The following is a 21,811-nucleotide window of genomic DNA, read 5'->3' as shown; positions in this document are numbered from 1 at the left end:
ACCCGGCGCCCTCGACACGGAGACGATCCCCATGCCGACCGCCCTGCCCGCCCGTCTCGAACCCGGCCGCTGCCATCCGCTTGGCGCGGCCTGGGACGGCCTCGGCACCAACTTCGCGGTGTTTTCCGCGCATGCGCAGCGTATCCAGCTGTGCGTGTTCGACCCGACCGGCCGCAAGGAGCTCGCGCGCCTCGACCTGCCCGAATGCACCGACGAGGTATGGCACGGCTACCTGCCGAACGCGCATCCGGGCACCGTGTACGGCTTTCGCGCGGACGGCCCGTACCAGCCGCAGCACGGCCATCGCTTCAATCCAACCAAGCTGCTGCTCGACCCGTACGCGCGCAAGCTGGTCGGTCACTTTCGCTGGTCCGACGCGCTGTTCGGCTATCGCGTGCATTCGAACCGCGCGGACCTGTCGATGGATCGCCGCGACTCGGCGCCCGCGATGCCGAAGGCCGTGGTGGTCGACGAGGCGTTCGACTGGAGCATGGACCGGCGCCCCGACGTGCCGTGGCGCAGCACCGTGATCTACGAGACCCACGTGCGCGGCGCGTCGATGCGCCGTGCCGGATTGCGCGCGCCGGAGCGCGGCACGTTCGCGTCGCTCGCGCATCCGGCGTTCATCGATCACCTGCTGTCGATCGGCGTGACGACGGTCGAGCTGCTGCCGGTGCACGCGTTCCTGCAGCAGCGCGCGCTCGTGAACCGCGGGCTGCGCAATTACTGGGGCTACGACACGGCCGCGTTCTTCGCGCCGGAGCCGGCCTACCTGTCGACGCGGCGGCTCGACGAAATGCGCATCGCGATCCGGCAGCTGCACGCGGCCGGCATCGAGGTCGTGCTCGACGTGGTCTACAACCACACGTGCGAGGGTAACGAGCTCGGCCCCACGCTGTCGTGGCGCGGCCTCGACAACGCGAGCTACTACCGGCTGCGGCCGGACGACCCGCGCTACCACGTCGACGAGACCGGCTGCGGCAACACGCTGAACCTGTCGCATCCGCGCGTCGTGCAGATGGTGATGGATTCGCTGCGCTACTGGGCGAGCGCGTTCAACGTCGACGGCTTTCGCTTCGATCTCGGCGTGACGCTCGGCCGCGAGGATCACGGCTTCGAGCCGGGCGCGGGATTCTTCGACGCGCTGCGGCAGGACCCGCTGCTCGCGCAGCGCAAGCTGATCACCGAGCCGTGGGATCTCGGCCCCGGCGGCTATCAGCTAGGCCGCCACCCGCCCGGCTTCGCCGAATGGAACGACCGCTTTCGCGACACCGTGCGGCGCTTCTGGCGCGGCGACGCCGGGCAGCGCCCGGAACTCGCCGCGCGGCTCGCGGGCTCGGCCGACCTGTTCAATCATCACCGGCGCCGCACGTGGGCGTCGGTCAACTTCATCACCGCGCACGACGGCTTCACGCTCGCCGATCTCGTGTCGTATGCGGACAAGCACAACGAAGCGAACGGCGAGGACAATCACGACGGCCACGGCGACAACTGCAGCGCGAACTGGGGCGTCGAAGGCGCCACCGACGACGCGTCGATCCGCGACCTGCGCGCGCGGGTCGCCCGCTCGATGCTCGCCACGCTGTTTACCGCGCTCGGCACGCCGATGATCGTGGCCGGCGACGAATTCGGCAGGACGCAGCACGGCAACAACAACGCATATTGCCAGGACAACGAACTGTCCTGGCTCGACTGGGATCTCGCGCGCAGCGACGAAGGCGCGCAGATGACGCGCTTCGTGTCGCGGCTCGCCGCGCTGCGGCGCATGTATCCGCTGATGTCGGCGCCGCGCTATCCGTCCGGCGACCGCGACGGTGCGCCGGGCATGCGCGAGATCGACTGGTTCGACGAGCGCGGCGACCCGCTGAGCGTGCCCGCGTGGGAGGACGGCGAGCGTCGCGCGCTGACGATGCGGCGCGTCGGCACCGGCCGCACCGGGCGCACCGAGGCGCTGCTCGTGATGCTGAATGCGTCGACCCACGTCATCACGTTCAAGCTGCCCGCCCCCGTGCTCGACTATCGCGTGCTGCTCGACACCGCGTCGCCCGACGGCGGCCCGCGCGGCTGGCCTGACGTCGGCCTCGACGTCGCCGCGCACGCGGCCGTGATCGCCGTCGCGGCCGTGCCACCCGCCCCGCCCTCGTGAGGAGCCGCCATGACGTCACGCACCGCCCATCCACCCGGCATGCACGCATTCGCGTCGTCGTTCGGCGCGACCTGCCTCGACACGGAACACACGCGCTTCCGGTTGTGGGCGCCCGCGAGCCGCACGGCCGCGGTCGAACTGCACGGCGAACGGCGCGTCGCGATGCTGCCGGCCGGGGACGGCTGGTTCGAGGTCGTCGCGCCGTGCGGTCCCGGCACGCTGTACCGCTTCCTGCTCGACGACGGTCTCGTGGCACCCGATCCCGCATCGCGCTTCCAGCCGCATGACGTGCACGGCCCGAGCCAGGTCGTCGACCCGGCCGCGTACCGCTGGCGCAACGACGCGTGGCGCGGGCGGCCGTGGCACGAGACGGTGCTGTACGAACTGCACGTCGGCGCATGCGGCGGCTATGCGAACGTCGAGCGGCGCCTGGCCGAGCTTGCCGCGCTCGGCGTGACCGCGATCGAGCTGATGCCCGTCAACGCGTTCCCGGGCGTGCGCAACTGGGGCTACGACGGCGTGCTGCCGTTCGCGCCCGCTGCGTCGTACGGACGGCCCGAGGAACTGAAGGCACTCGTCGACGCCGCGCACGGGCTCGGGCTGCAGGTGCTGCTCGACGTCGTCTACAACCACTTCGGCCCCGACGGCAACCTGCTGCCGCGCTACGCACCGGGATTTTTTCGCGCGGACCGGCAGACCGCCTGGGGGCCCGCGATCGACTTCTCGTGTGCGCAGACGAGCGCGTTCTTCATCGACAACGCGCTGTACTGGCTCGACGAATTCCGCTTCGACGGCCTGCGCATCGACGCCGCGCATGCGATCGACGACGATGCATGGCTGCGCGAGCTCGCCCGCCGCGTGCGCGCGTATGCGGGCGACGCGCGCCACGTGCATCTGGTGCTCGAGGACGAGCGCAATCGGGCGAACCTGCTCGGCCCCGGCGGTTTCGACGCGCAGTGGAACGACGACTTCCACAACAGCGCGCACGTGCTGCTCACCGGCGAGCGCGAAGGCTACTACCGCGCGTACGCCGATGCGCCGCTGCGCCATCTCGCGCGCACGCTCGGCGAAGGGTTCGCGTACCAGGGCGAGCCGTCGCCGCTGCACGACGGCGCGCCGCGCGGCGAGCCGAGCGCGCACCTGCCGCCGACCGCGTTCGTCACGTTCCTGCAGAACCACGACCAGATCGGCAACCGCGCCTTCGGCGAGCGGCTGCGCGCGCTGGCGAACGACGACGCGGTGCGTGCGGCAACTGCCCTGATGCTGCTCGCGCCGCAGGTGCCGCTGCTGTTCATGGGCGAGGAAATCGGCAGCACGCAGCCGTTCCAGTTCTTCACCGACTATCGCGGCGCGCTCGCCGACGCGGTGCGCGAAGGCCGGCGCCGCGAGTTCGCCGCGTTTTCCGCGTTCGCCGATCCCACGCATCGCGACGCGATTCCCGATCCGAACGACATCGGCACGTTCCTGCGCTCGTCGCCCGGTCATGCCGGTGCGGACACGTGGCCCGACGCCGACGCGTGGCGGCGCTTCTACCGCAGCGCGCTGGCCGTGCGCGCGGCGCTCGTGACGCCGCATCTGCCGGGCGCCCGCGCGCTCGGCGTCGAGCTGCTGTCCGCTATCGGCATCGGCAACCGCGACAGCGACGGCAACCCGGAGGCGCTCGTCGCGCGCTGGCGGCTCGGCGACGGCAGCACGCTCACGCTCGCATTCAATCCCGGCTCGCGCGACGCGCTGCTGCCGATGCTGCCGGTCGGCAAGATCGTGTTCGAGACGCCGCCGCGCGCGCGCGATCGTCTGGCCGAGCGGCGGCTGCCCGCGCGCACCTGCATCGCGTGGCGCGACGGTGCGGTCAACCGCGATGCGCTCCATCACCGCACGAACGGGCACACACGACAATGACGACCGACGTGCCGATCGCAGACCTCGCGCGTGCGGCCGGGCTGGCGCCCAACTGGATCGACTCGGGCGGCGTCGCGCGGCGGGTGGGCGACGACGCGCTCGTCGCGCTCGTCGATGCACTCGGCTGGCCATGCGGCACGCCGAACGAGCGGGTCGACAGCGCGGCCGCGCTGACCGATGACCGGGACGCAACGCCGCGGGTCGTCACCGGCGACGCCGGCGTGCCGCTGACGCTCCCGCGCAGCGTCGCGCCGCCGGGCGCGCGCTTGCGGATCGCGCTCGAAACGGGCGAGCACGTCGACGCGCGCGTGGCCGGCGCGGGCGAATCCGGCGCACTGCCGCCGCTCGCGGTGCCCGGCTATCACGCGCTCGAGATCGGCGAGCAACGCATCGGGCTCGCGATCGCGCCGCCGCGTATGCGGCCGTTCACTGCCGACGACGGCGTGGCGGGTGCGCAGCGCCGCTGGGGCATCGCGGCCCAGCTGTACAGCCTGCGCCGCATGGGCGACGACGGCGCGGGCGACTACACCGCGCTCGCCGGCCTCGCCGCGCACGCGGCGCGGCACGGCGCGCACGCGGTCGCGATCAGCCCGACGCATGCCGGCTATCCGGCACTGCCCGAGCACGACAGCCCGTATTCGCCGTCGTCGCGGCGCTGGCACAACGTCGCATATCTCGACTGCGACGCGGTGCCGGGGGCCGATATCGCGCGGCGAATGCATGGCGCGGCGGCACATGGCACTGCCGCGCACGATACGCCGCTGATCGACTGGCCGCACGTGCTGCCGCTGAAGCTGCGCCGCTTGCGCGCGTGCTTCGATGCGTGGCGCGCGAACGGCGGGCCGTTGCGCGACGCGTTCGAGCAGTTTCGTGCGGCAGGCGGCGCGGCGCTCGACGCACACGCGCGCTTCGACGCGCTGCAGGCGTTCTGCATCGAACACGGGATCGGCGCGGACTGGCGGCAATGGCCCGCGCCGTGGCGCATGCCGGCCTCGGCCGAGGTCGACACCTTCGCACACGCGCATGCCGAGACGATCGCGTTCCATGCGTTCCTGCAATGGTGCGCGTCGGACGCGCTCGGCAACGCACAGCATGCGGCGCGCGAGGCCGGGATGGCGATCGGATTGATCGCCGATCTCGCGGTCGGCGCCGATCGCGCGGGCAGCGACGCGTGGGCGCACGGCACGACGCTGCTGCGCGGCGTGTCGGTCGGCGCGCCGCCCGACCTGTTCAATGCGGACGGCCAGGCCTGGGGCGTGACGACGTGGACGCCCGCCGCGCTGCGCGCGACCGGCTTCGCGCCGTTCGTCGACCTGTTGCGCGCGGCCTTCGCGCAGGCGGGCGGGGTTCGTATCGACCACGTGCTCGGCTTCGCGCGGATGTGGATCGTGCCGGACGGCGGCTCGCCGCGCGACGGCGCGTACTTGCACTATCCGCTCGACGATCTCGTGCGGCTGGTCACGCTGGAGGCGGCACGGCATCGCGCGGTCGCGATCGGCGAGGATCTCGGCACGGTACCGGCCGGGTTTCGCGAGCGGCTCGGCGCGCGGGGGATCGCGGGAATGCGCGTGCTGTGGTTCGAACGTGAGGCGGATGGCGCGTTTCGGCCGCCGTCGGCGTGGGATCGCGACACGGTCGCGATGACGTCGACGCACGATCTGCCGACCGTGGCGGGTTGGTGGCGTGGTGTCGATCTCGAGTGGCGGAGGGGGTTAGGTGATGCAGATGCAGATGCCTCCGAGGATGCACGCACCGACGACGGGAGTGGCCAAACGCAACGCACCGCGAGCGCGCATAATGTCGGTGACGACATCGGTCGCGCCGCGGCCGCACACGGAGCGGGACGTTACGAACGAAACAAACCTGCTTTGCGTGACGAGCACCCCGCCAAGGATGTCGGTCACGGCGTGCCCCAAACACGCGACACGCCGCCGCCCGCCCCCGACCTCGCCCTCACTGCGGCCCAGGCCGAACGCGCGACCGAGCGCGCGGCACTATGGCGCGCGTTGCAGCAAGCGGGCTGCGCGCCGCCCGGCGATCCGGTACCGCCTGCCGACACGCCACCCGTCGATGCAGTCCTCGCGTATGTTGCGCGCAGCCCGTCGCCGCTCGCGATCGTGCCGCTAGAGGATCTGCTCGCACTGGACGCCCAACCGAATCTCCCCGGCCCGCCGCGCGGCCATCCGAACTGGCTGCGCCGGCTGCCGCGCGCGGTCGACGCGCTGTTCGACGCCGACGTACGCAGACGCATCGCGGCGCTCGAGCGCGCACGCCGCGCTCGGGAGCAGGACGTATGATTCCGCGCGCGACCCTGCGACTGCAACTGCACGCCGGCTTCACGTTCGACGACGCGGCCGCGCACGCCGACTATTTCGCGCGGCTCGGCGTGAGCCACCTGTACCTGTCGCCGATCACGACGGCCGAGCCCGATTCACTGCACGGCTACGACACCGTCGACCATCACACGATCAGCGCGGAACTCGGCGGCCCGGCCGGCTTCCGCCGCCTCGTCGACGCGTTGCACGCGCGCGGCCTCGGCGTGATCGCCGATATCGTGCCGAACCACATGGGCGTCGGCGGCGCATCGAACGGCTGGTGGAGCGACGTGCTCGAATGGGGGCCGGCGAGCCCGTACGCGCGCTACTTCGACATCGACTGGCATCCGCCTGACTCGGCGCTCCACGGCAAGGTGCTGCTGCCCTGCCTCGGCGCGCCCTACGGCGACGCGCTCGCCGCCGGCGACGTCGCGCTCGGCGCCGAGCCGTCGAGCGGGCGTTTCTTCATCGCATGCCCGGGCAGGACGCTGCCGCTCGCCGCCGCGACCTACGCCGAGATCCTGCGCATCGCCAACCGTGCGGACCTGAATGCGCTCGCCGAACGGTTCGCCGCCGCGCCGGTGCGCGGCAGCACGCGCCTCGCTGACGCACATACGGCGCTGCGCGACTACGCCGCCGCCCAGGGCCCGCATGCGTTCGACGCGATACTGCGCGGCGCCGATCCGCGCCGCGCACGCTCGCGCGCGTGCCTGCATCGATTGCTCGAACGCCAGCACTATCGGCTCGCGTGGTGGCGCACGGCCGCCGACGAGCTGAACTGGCGGCGCTTCTTCGACATCGCGACCCTCGCGGCCGTGCGCGTCGAAGACGAAGCGGTGTTCGACGCGGTGCACGCGCTGCCGCTGGCGCTTCATGCGGCCGGCTGCCTCGACGGCCTGCGCGTCGATCACGTCGACGGCCTCGCCGACCCGGGCGCGTACTGCCGCCGCCTGCACGCGCGGCTCGCCACGCAGCGCGACGAGCGGCCGTATCTCGTCGTCGAGAAGATCCTCGCGCCGGGCGAGACGCTGCGTGAAGACTGGCGCGTCGACGGCACGACCGGCTACGACTTCATGAACGACGTCGCCGCGCTGCTGCACGATCCGGCTGGCGCGGCGCCGCTCGCCGCGCACTGGGCGGCCGTGTCGGGCTCGGCGCGGTCGTTCGCGCAGGAGGCGGTGGCCGGCAAGCGGCGCGTGCTGAAGCGGCAGCTCGCCGGCGAGCACGAACGTGTCGCGCGGGCGTTGCACCGCATTGCGCGCGCGGCACCCGCGACGCGCGACCTCAGCCGGATCGCGATTCATCGCGTGCTGGGCGAACTCGCCGTGCACCTTCCCGTGTACCGGATGTACCCGACACCCGGCAACGAGCCGACCGGCGCCGATCGTCGCGTGCTGGCGCACGCGTACGACGCGGCGTGCGCGACGATCGATCCGTCCGACCGCTACGCGCTCGATCGCGTCGCCGGCTGGCTCGGGCTGCCGGGCCTGCGCGCGCCGCGCGCGGATGCCGCGGCGCTGCACGCGGCGCGCGTCGCGTTCGCTCAGCTCACCGCGCCGCTCGCCGCGAAGGGCGTCGAGGATACCGCCAACTATCGCTACGGCCGGCTGCTGTCGCGCAACGAGGTCGGTGCCGATGCGGGCGATTTCAGTCTGTCGCGCGGGGCGTTCCATGCACGCAACCGCCGTCGCGCGCGCACCGTTCCGCATACGCTCGTCGCGACCGCGACCCACGATCACAAGCGCGGCGAAGATGCGCGCGCGCGGCTCGCGGTGCTCAGCGAAGTGCCGGACCTGTGGCGCGCGGTGTCGCTCGACTGGTCCGCGCTGAACCAGCCGCGGCGCGGCGGTGCGCATCGCGATCTCGCGTGGGCGCCGGGGCCGGCTGCGGAAGCGCTGCTGTACCAGACGCTCGTCGGCTGCTGGCCGCCGGCGCTCGCGCCCGACGATGCGGACGGGCTCGCTACGCTTGCCGAGCGCGTGGTGCGCTGGCAGACGAAGGCGCTGCGCGAAGCGAAACAGCATACGGACTGGCTCGCACCCGACGCGGACTACGAGCGCGATTGCGAACGGTTCGTCCGCGCGATCCTGACGCCGCATGGCGCGGGCGATTTCGTGCACCGGCTGCATGGGTTCGTCGCGCGGATCGCACCGGCCGGTGTCGTCAACAGCCTCGCGCAGGCGGTGCTGCGGATCGCGTCGCCGGGTGTGCCCGATCTGTATCAAGGTACCGAGTCATGGGATCACTCGCTGGTCGATCCGGACAACCGGCGCGACGTGCCGTTCGCGAAGCTCGCGGCAGAGCGGGTCGACGAACCGGTCGCCGCGTACCTGCGGGACTGGCCCGACGCACGCGTGAAGCGCGCGCTCGTCGAGCGGATGCTCGCGCTGCGCGCCCGCTGGCCGGCGACGTTCTCGGATGGCGCGTATGTGCCGCTGCGCGTGCGCGGCAGGCTCGGGCGGCATGCGCTCGCGTTCGCGCGCTGCGACGCGACGGCAACGGTCGTGGTCGTCGTGACGCGGCTCGCGTGCCGGTTGCTCGGCGAAGTGCCGGGGGTGCCGCGCATCGCGCCTCGGGAATGGGGCGATACCGCGATCGTGTTGCCGCGCGGCGCGAGCGCGCGGTGGATCGACTGGCTGAACGACGGGCGCGAAGTCGACGCGCCGGACGGCATGCTGCGGCTCGATCGTTGTCTTGCCGCGTTGCCGGTCGCGGCGCTGGTGGCAGCCGATACGATGAGCCGGTAGCGGTAATCGGATTTGTGCAAAGACGGTCGGCGCCCCGAGGTGAACCATCTCCCCGCGTTCCAGCATTTCCGCTCAACACGCCAACAACATGGCAGTGGCAGCGTCCGGACACACGCCTTGAAACTGGCTGGACGCCAGCAACGCGCGCGGTACGTCCTCGCGGGCAACGCGCATGAAACCAAAACCGGCGAAATAGTCCTCCGCGGTCGTCGTCAGCAACCCGATCGCATGGACCGAGCGTGCGCGGCACGTCGCGATCAGCCGCGCAACGATCGCGCGGCCGACGCCGCTCCCTTGCGCGCGCGGTGCGACGGCGATCGACCGGATCAGCGCGAAGTCTCCGTGGTATTCCATACCGCCGCATCCGGTCAACGCGGGCGGATCGGCGAGCACGATGAAGTTTTCCAGATGCTCCGCGACACCCGCAGTCGGCAGGTTCGACGCGCGAAGCAATGCCTCGATCGCGGCCAGGTCGGATAACGCTGCAGAACGAAGTTGCATGACATCGATTCCCGATTGGATGAGCGGTACCCGTACGGTTCAAATCCCCCGCTGATTCACCCGCTTAGACAACGCCTCCGCGCTTTCCTTCCGTTCGCTGTACCGGTCGACCAGATAGGGGCCGATGTCGCGCGTCAGCAGCGTGAACTTGACCAGTTCCTCCATCACGTCGACGACGCGATCGAAATAGGCCGACGGCTTCATCCGCCCCGCTTCGTCGAATTCCATGAACGCCTTGGCCACCGACGACTGGTTCGGGATCGTCAGCATGCGCATCCAGCGTCCGAGCACACGCATCTGGTTCACCGCATTGAACGACTGCGATCCGCCGCTGACCTGCATCACCGCGAGCGTCTTGCCCTGCGTCGGCCGCACCGCGCCGACCGACAGCGGAATCCAGTCGATCTGCGACTTCATGATGCCGGTCATCGCGCCATGTCGTTCCGGCGAGCACCAGACCATCCCCTCCGACCACATCACCAGCTCGCGCAATTCGACCACCTTCGGGTGACTTTCGGGCGCATCGTCAGGCAACGGCAGGCCGCTCGGATTGAACACGCGCACCTCGGCGCCCATCGCCGTGAGCAGGCGCTCGGCCTCCTCGACCAGCAGGCGACTGAACGAACGCTCGCGCAGCGAGCCGTACAGCAGCAGGAAACGCGGCGGATGCGTCGACGGCGACGCCGGCCGCAAGCGGCTCGCGTCCGGCATGCGGAAGAGTTCGGCGTCGAGTTGCGGCAGGTCGTTCAGTCGGTCGGTCATGGATGGATTCCGTGGTTTGCTCAAGCGCGCTCGTACCAGCCCTTCGACCGGTTCACGATGCGCACCACCAGCAGCATGACCGGCACTTCGATCAGCACGCCGACGACGGTCGCGAGCGCCGCGCCGGAGTGGAAACCGAACAGGCTGATCGCGGCCGCGACGGCCAGCTCGAAGAAATTGGACGCGCCGATCAGCGCGGACGGGCACGCAATATTGTGCTTCTCGCCCACGGCACGATTGAGCCAGTATGCGAGCGCGGCGTTGAAGAACACCTGGATCAGGATCGGCACCGCGAGCAGCGCGATCACCAGCGGCTGCTTCAGGATCGCTTCGCCCTGGAACGCGAACAGCAGCACGAGCGTGGCCAGCAGCGCGGCGATCGACCACGGGCCGATTTTCGTCATCGCGGCGTCGAACGCAGCTTGCCCGTTCGCGAGCAACACCTTGCGCCAGATCTGCGCGAGGATCACCGGAATCACGATGTAGAGCACGACCGACGTGAGCAGCGTCGCCCACGGCACGGTAATCGCGGACATCCCCAGCAACAGCCCGACCAGCGGCGCGAACGCGATCACCATGATGCTGTCGTTCAGCGCGACCTGCGACAGCGTGAACAGCGGATCGCCGCCGGTCAGCCGGCTCCACACGAACACCATCGCCGTGCACGGCGCGGCGGCCAGCAGGATCAAACCGGCGATGTAGCTGTCGAGCTGGTCCGCCGGCAGCATCGGCGCGAACAGATGCCGGATGAACAGCCAGCCCAGAAACGCCATCGAGAACGGCTTGACCAGCCAGTTCACGACGAGCGTGACGCCGATGCCTTTGACGTGCTGACGCACTTCATGCAACGCCCCGAAGTCGACCTTCACCAGCATCGGGATGATCATCACCCAGATCAGCAGCCCGACCGGCAGATTGACCTGCGCGTACTCCATGCGGCCGATCTGCTGGAACACGCCGGGCAGCATCTGGCCGAGCGCGATGCCGGCGACGATACACAGCGCGACCCAGACCGTCAGGTAGCGTTCGAAGAAATTGATCGCGGGCTTCGCAATGGCATGGCGAGGCGGGATCGCGTTGGACGTGTTCATCGAAGAGAATTCCGTGCGGAGCAACGCACGCGGCGCGCCGGTTCACGCGCGCCACCGTGCGAGCGCTCAGTTTCGCGAGATGGCGGTCAACGCCGCCTGCAGTTCGGCATCGCTCATGCGATCGAGCGGCAGCGCCAGCAGTTGCAGCATCCGGTAGCCGAGCGCCTCGCGCGTCAGTTCGAACGCGAGCCGCTTGCCGGCATCGCCGCCCTCGGCGTTCGACGGATCGGCGTAGCCCCAATGCACTTTCACCGGGCTGCCGGGCCAGTACGGACAAGCCTCCGCGGCCGCGCTGTCGCATACCGTGATGACGATGCGCAGGTGCGGCGCGCCGTCACCGACGAATTCGTCCCAGCTCTTGCTGCGGTATCCGGTGACGTCGACACCGGCGCGCGTGAGCGCATCCAGCGCGAACGGATTGAGCCGGCCGCTCGGCGCGCTGCCGGCGCTGTAGGCGCGCACGTCGCGGCCGAGTTTCCCGGCCCAGTGGTTGAGCATTCCCTCCGCGAGCACGCTGCGCGCGGAGTTGTGGGTACAGAGAATCAGGACGTTGGTGGTCATCGGCGGGCGGGTGAATGCGTGCTCAGGTTTGGCCGGAGCAGGACGTCGAACAGGCGGACACCGGCGTGCACGGATTGCCGCCGCAGCAGTTCTCGGTGAGGTAGCCGATCAGCCCGTTCATCGTCGCGAAGTTCGCGCAATAGAACACGAAGCGGCCTTCCTGGCGACTCGTGACGAGCTGCGCATGGGCCAGTTCCTTCAGATGAAACGACAGCGACGACGGTGGCACGTCGAGCAGCGTCGCGATTTGCCCGGCCGGCAGGCCCGACGGGCCGGCCTGCACGAGCGCGCGGAAGACGGCGAGGCGCGACTCATGCGCGAGTGCTGCCAGCGCGGAGATGGTCTGGTTCGTTTCCATGTTTCGATAATACTCGAAATGTGGAAACGATGGCAGGAATGCATCGCTTCCCGCCGCCGCGCGTCACACCGTCACGACCATTCTTCGGGCGGCATCGCGCCGCCGTCATCCTCCCACTGCGGCTCGCCCGCCCCTTCCTTGCGGGTCGGCGCCACCGGCCCGTTCCCGCTGCTGCGTTCGTTTCGCCGCGTGCCGTCGCGGGAAGTCGCCGCGCGCACGCGCGCCCGCGTGCGGCTCGGTGCGACGGTCCGCTGTTCGCTGCCGCGGCGCTCGTCGGTCGACGCCGCGTCCTGGGTCTGTCGCGCATTCGAAGCTGCGTTCATGTGTGCCCTCCCGGCTCATTGAAAGAGACTTCGTTGAAACGCGCAGCAATTCGGGTGCCGCCTGTCGGGCAAGCGCCTTGCTCCCCCGTTTCGTACCGCAACCCTTTCCGGAGCCGACCATGCCGATCGACCGCAGCACGCCGCCCGCAACGCGTCACCGTCTCGGCGAATGGATGGCCCGCGAGGAATCGCAGATGGCCGGGTACCGCGCGAACATCGCGAACGCAGCGCGCGCGCAGGCCGGCGAACAGCTGCGCACGCCGGCCGTGCAGGCGCTCGCGCGGCTGTTCGACGACCACGCGGTGCTGCGCATGAGCCTCACCCGCGCGATCGACGAGGCGCTCGAAGCGGGCCGCATGCTCGGCTACGCATCGATCGGCGAACTGATGACCGTGATCGACCACCTGATGACCTACACGCCGCCGTTCAGCGAAACGAGCCTGGTCGTGTGCCCGCTGAACGCGTTTCTCGACTGGCCGATGTGCATGCCGTCGGGCCACGCGGTGTTTCGCGACGCGGCGGTCAACGCGCACCTGAAGCAGGTGCTGAACGTGTGGTGCGACTTCCTCGGCGGCCCGCATTCGCGCGCGCATCTCGACACGTCGCCGCCCGACGGCTGGTTCTGCGATGCCGCGCGCACGCGCGTCGGCCTGTCGCAGTTCCAGTATCGCGAGGACCAGCCGTACTGGGGCTTCGACTCGTGGAACGACTTCTTCACGCGGCGCTTTCGCGCGGGTGCGCGGCCGGTCGCGGCGCCGGACGATCCGCACGTGATCGTCAGCGCGTGCGAAGCCGCGCCGTATCACACCGAATCCAGCGTGAAGATCCGCGACAGGTTCTGGATCAAGGGGCAGCCGTATTCGCTGCGCGACATCTTCACGCCCGCGCGGCTGCCGCTCGCCGAGCGCTTCGTCGGCGGCGACCTCTACCAGGCGTATCTGAGCGCGTACAACTATCACCGCTGGCACGCGCCGGTGCGCGGCACCGTCACGCACGCGTACCGGGTCGACGGCACCTACTACTCGGTCGCGGAAGCGGAAGGCCCGGACCCGGCCGGGCTCAACGACTCGCAGGGCTACATGACGGCCGTCGCCGCGCGCGCGGTGGTCGCGATCGACTGCGACGACCCGGGGATCGGGACGGTAGCCGCGGTGTTCGTCGGGATGGGCGACGTGTCGTCGTGCGTGATCGAGGTCGTGCCGGGGCAGCGGATCGACAAGGGCGACGAGATCGGCTATTTCCAGTACGGCGGCTCGACCTGCTGCCTGCTGTTCGAACCGGGCGTGATCGACCGCTTCCAGTGCGCGCCGCCGTTCGACGGCGATACGCCGGCCGTGCAGGTCAACGCGCCGGTCGCGATCGCGCACTGAGCCGCGCGGTTCGGCATCACGCGTCGGCACTGCCGAACCCGCGCCCGGCGTGCCGCAGCATGCGCTGCACGATCGACAGCCCGTCCGGCGTCAGGGCGAGCCGGCTCGCGCCCGATGCGTCGGCGCGCATCTCGATCAGGTGTTGTTCCACCAACGCGACGATATCTTCGCGGTCGGCCTGGATCTGTTCCGGCGCGCGATGGACCAGGAATAGTGCGGCAAATTCATGTGCGGTCAGCATGTTGTCTCCCCCATTTGACGGCTTGGCGCGATACGACGATGGCATCGCGCCGGCGCAGGCGCGAATCGTGCGCCGCGATCTGAGGAGACATGCAGGGAGTGTGCCAGTATCTGGGACGGAGCGGCCCGGCGCCCGGCCGGCGCGCGGCGTGATGTGTCACTTCAAGGCGCTCGGGGGCCGCTGCAAAGTTTTCAACGGCGTGTAATGGCGCCCAATGGTGCGAATGGAACGGCACGGGCGCACTGCGGCACGGCAGCGGCACGCGCCGCATGCCCCACGGACTCACGACTTCCGCGAACGGAACATCCCGGCGCGGGCGGTTTTGCCCGCCGCCTTGTCGCGCACGCGGAAGTAGCCGCTGTGGAGTTCCACGCCGCCCTTGCCGTCGACCAGCACGTCCGCGCACGCGGCCTCGATGCGCGCGCGGCCGCGCTCGAACGCGTCGCGCAAGTCGGCTTCGAGCGCGGAGCGCGCGCCGAAATGATCCTCGAGCGCTTCGACCGTGATCGTGCAGGTTTGCGGCTTCCCGTCGACCTCGACGACGAAACGCATCAGCAGCGCCGCGCCGTCGAACTCGGGCGGCGCGTCGGTCAGCGTCACGTGGCGAACGGGTTCGGCCGGCATCGCTCAGGGCCCCCGCGACGCGAGGCACTGCACCAGCGCGCCGTTGAATGCGGGCAGGTCGGCGGGCTTGCGGCTCGTGATCAGGTTGCCGTCGCGCACGACCTCCTGGTCGACCCACTTGCCGCCCGCATTGCGGATGTCGTCCTGCAGGCTCGGCCAGCTCGTCATCGTGCGGCCGTCCACCAGCCCGGACGACACCAGCAGCCAGCCGCCGTGACAGATCGCGGCAATCGGCTTGCCCGCGCCGACGGCCGCGGTCACGAATTCGCGCGCGGCCGGCAGCATCCGGATCGCGTCGCCGTTGACCACGCCGCCCGGCAGCACGACCGCGTCGTAATCGCCTTCGCGCGCATCGTCGAACGTGCGGTCGACCTTTACGCGATCGCCCTTGTCGACGTGCCTGAACCCCTGGATCTCGCCGCGCTTCTGCGAAATCACGTCGACCTGCGCGCCCTCTGCCGTCAGTGCCCGCTGCGGTTCGACGAGCTCGGCTTCCTCGAAGCCGTCGACCGCGAGTATCGCTACCTTGCAATGATCCAGCTTGCCGATCATGAATCGCTCCCTTTCGTGTTGTGGCACCGGGTGTGCCGTACCCTGCCGTATCCATCGACGCAGCAATGGGCGTGCCGCGCCCGTCGGGATGGCGGCCGGCGCGGTGCCGCCTTGAAGGGGCGCGATCGGCGATCGGCGATCGGCGGTTGGCGGTTGGCGGCGCGCATGCGCGTCGCGGCGTGATGCGTGCCCCCATTGGACAGCGCCGCGCGGCGCCTGCAAAGATTTCAACGACCGATGTAACGTGACGCCGGCAATACCCGCGACTATCGGTGGCAGCCGCCCGGCGGCCTGCATGCGGGGCCGTACCCGCCGCCGGCCAGTGCCGGCCCGCCGCGCTCACTGCAGATGACGCGCGGCGTCGAGCATCGCGTCGGTCAGCTCGATCGTCAGCGTCAGGTCCTCGGTGACGTCGGGCAGCGCGTCGAGCGTGGCCTGCACGCTGTCGTGCAGCATCGCGTGCACGCGCATCCGCGCGGGCTCGTCGAGGTCCGCATAGCGCTCCATCGTGTCGCAGTCGAGCGCGAGCACGACCGCGTGCCGCGCGGTATCGCGCGGCGCATCGGGCGCGAGCGCCCACGCCGCATGGAACATGATCCTGCCGGTCGCGACGTCGACATGAACCGTCGTATCGAGACCGTCGGTCTCGGCGGCGTCGGCGTCCAGCGCATCGTCGTCGAGCGAGATCCGGGAATTCGCTTGCATGTTGTCCTCCTGCGTGGTGGCGACCGGCCGGCCTCGCGCGCGGCGTCCGCCAGCGCGCCGCGCCGGGCGCCGGCGCGGCACCGTGATCGTCAATAGCCGCTCGAACCCGCGCTGCCCGTGCTGCCACCGCCCGAGCCGGTCGCCCCCGGCAAGCGGCTATTGCCGGCGCCCGCGCCGGTTCCGCCCGGGGCCGCACCGGCACCGCCCATGCCCGCGCTGCCGCCGGCACCGCTCGTACCGGTGCTGCCCGTACCGGGGGTGCCCATTCCGGTGCTACCGGTACCGCTGCCGGTACTGCCCATTCCGGTGCTGCCGGTGCCGCCCGTCGCGCCGCCGCCCATGCTGCCGGTCCCGGCGCCGGTCATGCCGCCGGGCTTGCTGCGCACGTCCGGTTGACCGCGCGGACCCGTGCCGCGCGGCGCCTGCATGCGGGTCGCGGGCGGCGGCGCGGCCGTGTTGCCGTTCGACAGGTTGCCGCCGCTGCCCTGCGCCGACGTGTCCGGCGGCGACAGGATCGGCGCGCCGGTGCCCTCGTCGGAACGTTGCGAATTCTGTGCCCATGCGGCCGGTGCGGCCGCGACGAGCGCGACGGCCGCGCACGCGAGGATCCGGCGCGCGGCAGATTTCGATTCGGATGCTGGCTTCATGGAGCGCTCTCCCTCAATGGAACCGCCGTAGTGGAATGGCCTGCGCCTTCGATTCAGCAAGGCCCGTGCCGCCACCGACAGGCGGCACGCGAATTGCGGCACCACCCGGACACCCGAGACCTGCGATCCATCCCGATTCCACAGGGAGAGCCCTGCCATGCCTTCCGCTTCCGCTTCCGCTTCCCATCCGCACGGCAAACGCGCGACGCGCCGCCCGGGCCGTGCGCGCAGCAACGATCCGCAGCACCGCAAGCGCTGGTCCGCCGATGTCATGCAACGAAGCGATGCGCTCGACATCGAGCCCGAGATCTTCAAGTCCGACGACCCGGGCAAGATCGCCGCGTCGCTCAAGCGCTCCGCCGAACACAGCCGCCGCCGCAAGGGGACGCCGTTCCAGTCGGCGATGTCGATGCTGAACTTCTACGTGAACCGCGCGGGCCGCAACCTGCCGAAAACGCGCCGCGCGACGCTCGAACGCGCGAAGCGCAAACTGCGCGAGGCGTTCGGCCGCAAGCCGTGACGGCCCCCGCCGGTTCACCGTCGACCTGCCCGGCCTGCCCGCATGCATGAAACGCTGTGGTATCTGATCATCGGCGCGGTGCTGATGGGCATGGGCATCGTGACGTCGGCGCTGCGTCATCTGCCGTGCAGCAGCGCGATGATCTATCTTGCTCTCGGTGTCGCGCTCGGTCCGTCCGGCGCCGGGCTCCTGCATCTCGACATCCAGCGCGACGCGCCGCTGCTGCGCGAGATCGTCGAGGTCGCGCTGCTGGTATCGCTGTTCGCGATCGGGCTGCGGCTGCGCGTGCCGCTGTCCGACCCGCTGTGGCGCGTGCCGTGCCGGCTCGGCCTGCTCGCGATGATCGTCACGGTGCCGCTGCTCGCCGGCTGCGCGGTACTGACGCTCGGGCTCGGCTGGGGCCCCGCGCTGCTGCTCGCGGCGATCCTCGCGCCGACCGACCCGGTGCTCGCGCACGACGTGCAGGTGCATGATCCCGGCGATCGCGACCTGGTGCGCTTCGCGCTGTCCGGCGAAGGCGGGCTGAACGACGGCATCGCGCTGCCGTTCGCGCTCGCGGGCCTCGCGCTGTGCGGCGCGTCCGATGCGCCGCACGGGCCGCCGCCGCTGTCGGGCACGTTCGCGCTGGCCGCGCTGTGGGGCATCGCGGGCGCGGCCGCGATCGGCGGCATGCTCGGCGCGGCGACCACCACCGCGATCGGCTGGCTGCGCACCCGTCATGCGCAGGCACTCGGGTTCGAAGGCTTCTTCGCGCTCGCGTTGATCGTGCTGTCGTTCGGTGCCGCGCAGCTCGCGCATACGTTCGGCTTCATCGCGACGTTCGCCGCGGGCGTCGCGATGCGCCGCGTCGAGCATCGCGCGAGCGGTGACCGCCGGCCGCGCGAAGTGATCGGCCGGGTCGATTCGGAAGACGTGGTCGCGACCGAGAAACACCCGGAGAAAGCGCATGCGTTCATGACCGAATCGGTGCTCGACTTCACGATCGAGCTCGAGCGGATCGCCGAGGCGCTCGTGATGACGATGATCGGCGGCGTGCTCGCCACGCTGACGACGCCGCTCTTCACGTGGGGCTCGGCCGCGCTCGCCGTCGCGCTGTTCGTCGCCGTGCGGCCGCTCGCGGTGCTGCCGGCGCTCGCCGGCTCGCGCGCGACGCCGGCGCAGCGCCGGCTGCTGGCATGGTTCGGGATACGCGGGATCGGCTCGTTCTACTACCTGCTGTTCGCGCTCGAGCACGGGCCGTCCAGCGCGGTGCGGCCGCTCGCGGCGCCGGTGCTGGCCGTCGTGTCGGCGTCGGTGATCGCGCACGGCGTGTCCGCGACGCCGCTGATGGACTGGTATCACCGCCTGCAGCAGCGTCGGCGCTGACGACGCCGTCACGACATGCCGAGACGCGCACGCATCTGCGCGGTGATCCGCTGCCGCGTGCCGGCATAGTCTTCCCAAGGGTCGCGCTTCAGCCGGTCGAGCCGCTCGTGCAGCGTGTCGATCGTCCATTGCGCGCCGCCCGTGGTGGTTGGCACCTCGTCCCAGCGCAGCGGCACCGACACGCCCAGCCCGGGCCGCGCACGCACCGAATACGCGGCGACCGTGCTCGCGCCGCGGCCGTTGCGCAGGTAGTCGATGAAGATCTTGCCGCGCCGGTGACGCGCGCCCATCGTCGCGGTGAAACGGTCGGGCAGCGCGCCCGCGACATGCTGCGCGAGCGCGCGCGAGAAGTCCTTCGCGTCGTCCCAGCCCAGATGCCGCGCGATCGGCACGACGACGTGCAGCCCCTTGCCGCCGCTCGTCTTGCAGAACGACGCGAGGCCCAGTTCGTCGAGCAGCCCGCGCACGAGCTGCGCGGCGTCGGTCATCGCGCGCCACGGCAGCGCCGGATCGGGATCGAGGTCGAACACGATCCGGTCCGGCCGCTCGATGTTCGACGCGTGCGCGTTCCATGTATGCAGCTCGATCGTGCCCATCTGCGCGGCGCCGAGCAGCGCGTCGACGCTGTCGAGCGACAGCAGCGGACCGTGGCCCGGATCGAGTCCTGCGTGCTGCGTGACGAACGGGATCTCGCGGCGCTCCGCATGCTTCTGGAAGAACAGCTCGCCCGCGATGTCGCCGGGCGCGCGCACGAGCGCCACGGGCCGGCCCTTCAGGTCCGGCAGCAGCCACGGCGCGACCCATTGCCAGTAATGCGCGAGATCGATCTTGCGCGTGCCGCTCTGCGGATCGAGCACGCGCTCGGGATGGGTGATGCGCACACGGCCGAGCATGTCGGAACCGATATCGTCGCGTGCTGCGTGGGGGGACGGGCGTGAACGTGCGTGGTGCTTGCGGCCGCTTGCATCGTGCTCGGCGAGATCTGCGTGCTCGGCGTGATCGGCGTGCTCGGCGTGCTCGGCGTGCTCGGCGTGCGACGTATGCGACGTATGCGACGTATGCGACGTATGCGACGTATGCGACGTATGCGACGTGCGATCGACGTGCTCCGCGTGCTTGCGTTCGCGCTTTTCGTGATGCGTGGTCTGGCGTCGCTCCATCGCCCCCTCCGTTTCCGGTTGCTTCGGCACTTCGCGGACGATCTGCGACGCCGGCTTGTCCTCGCGCAGCGCGATGAACGCGGCCTGCCGCACGATGCCGTCGCCGGTCCACTCGGCGAATTCGCATTCGGCGACGAGCGTCGGCTCGATCCAGTGCACGCGCGTGCGCGAGCGTTCGCGCGGCGGCGGATCGAACGGCGTCGTATCGCGTTGCTGCTTGCGCAGGATCGGTGCGAGCCGGTCGAGCATCCGCGTGTCGAAGCCGGTGCCGACGCGGCCGACGTAGCGCAGCGGCACAGGCCCGCGCCGCCGCTTGCCGGCCGCTGCCGGCTCGTGCACGCCGAGCAGCAGCGCGCCGAAGCCGTGCCGGCTGCCCGACGGCTCGGTGTAACCGCCGATCACGAACTCCTGCCGGCGCCGGCATTTGAGCTTGATCCACGCGGGCGAGCGACCGCCGCGATAGCGCGATTCCGCGCGCTTGCCGATCAGCCCTTCGAGGCCGGTATCGCAGGCGCTCGCGATCAGCGATGCGACGTCGTCGCCGAGATCCGGCGAAAAGCGCAGCCGCGCGGGGTCGCTGTCGGCGAGCAGCGCTTCGAGCAGGCCGCGGCGCGCGGTGAGCGGTGCGTCGCGCAAGTCGTAACCGTCGAGACAAGGCAGGTCGAACATGAACAGCGTGATCGCATCCGAATGTCCGGCGCCGATCGCGTTCTGCAGCGCCTGGAAGTCGGGGAGACCGTTCCTGCCGAGCACGACGGCCTCGCCGTCGAGCCAGGCGTCGTCGACGTCGAGCGCCGCGAGCGCGTCGCGCTGCGCGCGCAGCTTCGCGGTCCAGTCGCGGCCTTCGCGCGTCATCAGCTTCACATGCCGGCGGGCGCCCTTGCCCGCAATGCGCGCGAGGATCCGGTAGCCGTCGAATTTCAGTTCGTAGCGCCAGTCGCCCTGCGTCGGCGGGCCGTCGACCAGCGTCGCGAGTTGCGGCGCGACGCGCTCGGGCAGCGGCGCGCGTACCGCACCGTCGATCTCGGACGGATCGGCGGGCCGGCGGGCGCGGCTTCCTCTGCTTTCTCTGCTTTCTCTGCTTTCTCTGCTTTCTCTGCTTTCTCTGCTTTCTCGGCTTTCTCGGCTTTCTCGGCTTTCTCGGCTTTCTCGGCTTTCTCGGCTGTCTCGGCTGTCTCGGCTGTCTCGGCCATGATCGTCATGCGCTGCGGCACGCATGTCGGTCGAGTCGCGCCGGCCGCGTTGCGCTCCACGCGCGCGCGTCGAGCGGCCCGCGGCATCCGCACGCTCGGCCGACGCCACCCCGTCATGCACACTCCCCGGCAGCTCGCCGACGACGTCGAATTCGGCCTCGCTGCGCGCGTCGTCGTCGCGCTCCTTGATCAGCAGCCACTGCACCTGCCGCCCCTCCTGCCGTCCGCTGCGCACGAGCGCCCAGCCGCCGTGCAGCTTTTCGCCGTCGAGCCGGAACGTCAGCTTGCCCGCGCGATAGCCGTCGCGTGCCTGGGCGACGCCGCCGTCGGGCGTCCACGTGCCTTCGTCCCATACGATGACCGCCCCCGCGCCGTAATGCCCGGCCGGAATCTCGCCTTCGAACGACGCGTATTCGAGCGGATGATCCTCGACCTGCACGGCGAGGCGCTTCACCGACGGATCGACGCTCGGCCCCTTCGGCACGGCCCACGACTTCAGCGTGCCGTCGAGTTCGAGCCGGAAGTCGTAATGCAGGCGCCGCGCGTGGTGCTCCTGGATCACGAAGCGCAGCGGGTGGCCGGCACGCCGGGTCGCCCGCCCGGAAGGTGTCGCGTTCGCCTTCGCGCGCCGCCGCCCGTGCGCGCCTTCGGGTTCCGGCGTCGCGTCGAAGCGGCGTTTGCGGCGATAGGGATCGAGCTTGCCGGCCATCGTGTCACCTCGCGTCGCCGCG

Annotated in this window: 19 protein-coding genes; 7 read left to right on the top strand and 12 right to left on the bottom strand. The window is 70.6% G+C overall.

Annotated elements, in window-relative coordinates:
- Positions 1-31: 31 nt before the first annotated feature.
- Genes glgX through treY form a run of 4 tightly spaced genes read left to right on the top strand, consistent with a single transcriptional unit; the run spans position 32 to position 9,107 of the window.
- The gene (gene glgX, locus U5A56_RS15070; protein ID WP_321923120.1) at positions 32-2,146 is read left to right on the top strand and encodes a glycogen debranching protein GlgX; all 2,115 of its coding nucleotides are present in this window, start codon (positions 32-34) and stop codon (positions 2,144-2,146) included.
- Positions 2,147-2,155: 9 nt separating this feature from the next.
- A complete protein-coding gene (gene treZ / locus U5A56_RS15065; protein WP_321923118.1) occupies positions 2,156-4,045 on the top strand; it encodes a malto-oligosyltrehalose trehalohydrolase in 1,890 nt (629 codons plus the stop codon).
- Positions 4,042-6,342: a 4-alpha-glucanotransferase gene (gene malQ / locus U5A56_RS15060; protein WP_321923117.1), complete on the top strand. Its 2,301-nt coding sequence runs from the start codon at positions 4,042-4,044 to the stop codon at positions 6,340-6,342. The genes treZ and malQ overlap by 4 nt, the downstream gene beginning before the upstream one ends.
- Entirely contained in the window at positions 6,339-9,107 is a 2,769-nt protein-coding gene (gene treY / locus U5A56_RS15055) for a malto-oligosyltrehalose synthase (protein WP_321923115.1), read from the top strand. The genes malQ and treY overlap by 4 nt, the downstream gene beginning before the upstream one ends.
- 72 nt (positions 9,108-9,179) lie before the next feature.
- Here treY and arsN2 read toward each other — a convergent pair whose 3' ends face one another.
- The 6 genes from arsN2 to U5A56_RS15025 form a co-directional block, all read right to left on the bottom strand.
- Entirely contained in the window at positions 9,180-9,560 is a 381-nt protein-coding gene (gene arsN2 / locus U5A56_RS15050; protein ID WP_321923113.1) for an arsenic resistance N-acetyltransferase ArsN2, read from the bottom strand.
- Between the two features lie 87 nt (positions 9,561-9,647).
- On the bottom strand, positions 9,648-10,370 hold the full coding sequence (gene arsH, locus U5A56_RS15045) for an arsenical resistance protein ArsH (RefSeq protein WP_321923111.1): 723 nt from the start codon (positions 10,368-10,370) through the stop codon (positions 9,648-9,650).
- Between the two features lie 20 nt (positions 10,371-10,390).
- A complete protein-coding gene (gene arsB / locus U5A56_RS15040; RefSeq protein WP_124891846.1) occupies positions 10,391-11,461 on the bottom strand; it encodes an ACR3 family arsenite efflux transporter in 1,071 nt (356 codons plus the stop codon).
- 66 nt (positions 11,462-11,527) lie between these two features.
- Positions 11,528-12,022 (bottom strand): arsenate reductase ArsC, encoded by a 495-nt coding sequence (locus tag U5A56_RS15035; RefSeq protein WP_321923109.1) that lies wholly within the window; start codon positions 12,020-12,022, stop codon positions 11,528-11,530.
- A gap of 22 nt (positions 12,023-12,044) precedes the next feature.
- Positions 12,045-12,380 carry a metalloregulator ArsR/SmtB family transcription factor gene (locus U5A56_RS15030; protein WP_321923107.1) on the bottom strand — a complete coding sequence of 112 codons (336 nt, stop codon included), beginning with the start codon at positions 12,378-12,380 and terminating at the stop codon, positions 12,045-12,047.
- A 71-nt stretch (positions 12,381-12,451) separates the two neighbouring features.
- Positions 12,452-12,703, bottom strand: a complete 252-nt coding sequence (locus U5A56_RS15025) for a hypothetical protein (protein WP_321923106.1) — start codon at positions 12,701-12,703, stop codon at positions 12,452-12,454.
- Positions 12,704-12,822: 119 nt separating this feature from the next.
- On the opposite strand from U5A56_RS15025, the gene U5A56_RS15020 reads away from it, so the two are divergent.
- Positions 12,823-14,073, top strand: coding sequence for a phosphatidylserine decarboxylase family protein (locus U5A56_RS15020; protein WP_321923104.1), 1,251 nt, complete (start codon positions 12,823-12,825; stop codon positions 14,071-14,073).
- A 16-nt stretch (positions 14,074-14,089) separates the two neighbouring features.
- Here the strand turns inward: U5A56_RS15020 and U5A56_RS15015 are convergent, their stop codons facing one another.
- The 5 genes from U5A56_RS15015 to U5A56_RS14995 form a co-directional block, all read right to left on the bottom strand.
- Positions 14,090-14,314, bottom strand: a complete 225-nt coding sequence (locus tag U5A56_RS15015; protein WP_044843397.1) for a hypothetical protein — start codon at positions 14,312-14,314, stop codon at positions 14,090-14,092.
- 282 nt (positions 14,315-14,596) lie between these two features.
- Positions 14,597-14,938, bottom strand: a complete 342-nt coding sequence (locus U5A56_RS15010) for a DUF1488 domain-containing protein (protein WP_044843396.1) — start codon at positions 14,936-14,938, stop codon at positions 14,597-14,599.
- 3 nt (positions 14,939-14,941) lie between these two features.
- Positions 14,942-15,490 (bottom strand): type 1 glutamine amidotransferase domain-containing protein, encoded by a 549-nt coding sequence (locus U5A56_RS15005; RefSeq protein ID WP_044843395.1) that lies wholly within the window; start codon positions 15,488-15,490, stop codon positions 14,942-14,944.
- 339 nt (positions 15,491-15,829) lie between these two features.
- On the bottom strand, positions 15,830-16,195 hold the full coding sequence (locus U5A56_RS15000) for a hypothetical protein (protein WP_321923101.1): 366 nt from the start codon (positions 16,193-16,195) through the stop codon (positions 15,830-15,832).
- Positions 16,196-16,284: 89 nt separating this feature from the next.
- Complete coding sequence (locus tag U5A56_RS14995; protein ID WP_321923099.1) at positions 16,285-16,842, bottom strand: hypothetical protein; 558 nt, start codon at positions 16,840-16,842, stop codon at positions 16,285-16,287.
- Positions 16,843-16,999: 157 nt separating this feature from the next.
- On the opposite strand from U5A56_RS14995, the gene U5A56_RS14990 reads away from it, so the two are divergent.
- Together U5A56_RS14990 and U5A56_RS14985 are read left to right on the top strand one after the other, a co-directional pair.
- Entirely contained in the window at positions 17,000-17,362 is a 363-nt protein-coding gene (locus U5A56_RS14990; RefSeq protein ID WP_321923097.1) for a DUF3175 domain-containing protein, read from the top strand.
- A 42-nt stretch (positions 17,363-17,404) separates the two neighbouring features.
- Positions 17,405-18,727, top strand: a complete 1,323-nt coding sequence (locus tag U5A56_RS14985; protein WP_321923095.1) for a cation:proton antiporter — start codon at positions 17,405-17,407, stop codon at positions 18,725-18,727.
- Positions 18,728-18,735: 8 nt separating this feature from the next.
- Here U5A56_RS14985 and ligD read toward each other — a convergent pair whose 3' ends face one another.
- Positions 18,736-21,789: a non-homologous end-joining DNA ligase gene (gene ligD, locus U5A56_RS14980; protein WP_321923093.1), complete on the bottom strand. Its 3,054-nt coding sequence runs from the start codon at positions 21,787-21,789 to the stop codon at positions 18,736-18,738.
- Between the last annotated feature and the right edge of the window lie 22 nt (positions 21,790-21,811).

Source organism: Burkholderia sp. BCC1998 (genome assembly GCF_905339875.1).
Lineage (GTDB): Bacteria > Pseudomonadota > Gammaproteobacteria > Burkholderiales > Burkholderiaceae > Burkholderia.
This window is presented reverse-complemented; position numbering and strand designations above follow the sequence as displayed.